This window comes from Aeromicrobium sp. PFPM2_SD2 (genome assembly GCF_057364525.1).
On sequence record NZ_JBNFNZ010000592.1, the window covers coordinates 1 to 1,246 of the forward strand.

Genomic DNA, 1,246 nt, shown 5'->3' on the forward strand with positions numbered 1-1,246 from the left:
TCGCGTCCCGCCCGGTGGACGGGCCCTGCGTGGTCGTGGACGACGTCGTGGCCGCCCTCGGGCGCGTCGCCCGGCACGTCGTCGACCGACTCGACGGGCTGCGCGTCGTCGGCGTCACCGGCTCGGCCGGCAAGACCAGCGTCAAGGACCTGCTCGCGCACCTGCTGGCCGGGTTCGGTCCGACCGTCGCGCCCACCGGCTCGTTCAACAACGAGCTCGGCGTGCCGCTGACCGTCCTGCGCGCCGACCCGTCGACCCGGTTCCTCGTCGTCGAGATGGGCGCCCGCGGGATCGGCCACATCCGCCTGCTGTGCGACATCGCACCCCCGGACGTCGCCGTCGTGCTCAACGTCGGATCGGCCCACCTCGGCGAGTTCGGCTCGCCCGAGAACACGGCCCGCGCCAAGGGCGAGCTGGTCGAGGCGCTGCGCCCGGACGGCACGGCCGTCCTCAACGCCGACGACCACCGCGTCTCGGCCATGGCGTCGCGCACGTCCGCCCGCGTGCTGACCTTCGGCGCGGAGTCTGCGGACGTCGTCGTCACCGACGTGCGTGCCGACTCCGTGGGAGAGCTCGACCTCGTCGTCGTCCACGACGGACGCCGCCGCGACGCGCACCTGCCGCTGCTCGGCGCCCACCAGCGGCGAACGCGGCCGCCGCGCTCACCCTGGGCGTCCTCGTCCCCTGGTGGCGGGAGTCCCTCGCCGCGCGCCGCACCCAGGGCTGAGCTCCGCGGGGTCCGGTCCGCGTGCCGCCTCAGCGCGGCAGGGCGAAGAGGGTGTCGGTGACCGGCTCGACCAGCCCGTCGGCGACCAGACCGTCGAGGCAGCGCTCGCGCTGGACGTCGTCGGGCCAGGTCGCGTCGAGCAACGCCTTGTCGACCGGGCCGGACGCGTCGCGCAGCACGGCGAGCAGCCGTCCGCGGCACTGCCGGTCGGTGCCGTCCCACTTCTGGGTGGGGCGGCGGGGACCGTCGTGCTCGGGGTGAGCCGAGCGCCCGCCAGCGGCACAGGTCGGCGACCGGGCAGGCGGCGCAGGTCGGTGACGACGCGGTGCACACGAGGGCGCCGAGCTCCATCGTGGACGCGGCCCAGACCGGGGCGCCGCCCTCGGGCAGCAGTGCCTCGGCGCGACGCGCTCCGCGGCGGTGACGGACGCCGGTGGATGCTGCTCGCCGCCGACCACCCGGGCCAGGACGCGGCGGACGTTGGTGTCCAGCACCGCGTGCCGGCCGCCGTGGGCGAAG

The 1,246-nt window shown here is 76.2% G+C and carries 1 protein-coding gene and 1 pseudogene; one reads left to right on the top strand and one right to left on the bottom strand.

Going from position 1 to position 1,246, the window contains the following annotated elements; all coding sequences use genetic code 11:
- Positions 1–788: Mur ligase family protein (locus AC2W7G_RS16645; protein ID WP_485869418.1), on the top strand; the 788-nt coding region annotated here is incomplete at its 5' end.
- Here AC2W7G_RS16645 and AC2W7G_RS16650 read toward each other — a convergent pair.
- A pseudogene (locus tag AC2W7G_RS16650) lies at positions 757–1,246 on the bottom strand (A/G-specific adenine glycosylase); the annotation flags it as partial. The gene AC2W7G_RS16645 and the pseudogene AC2W7G_RS16650 overlap by 32 nt on opposite strands.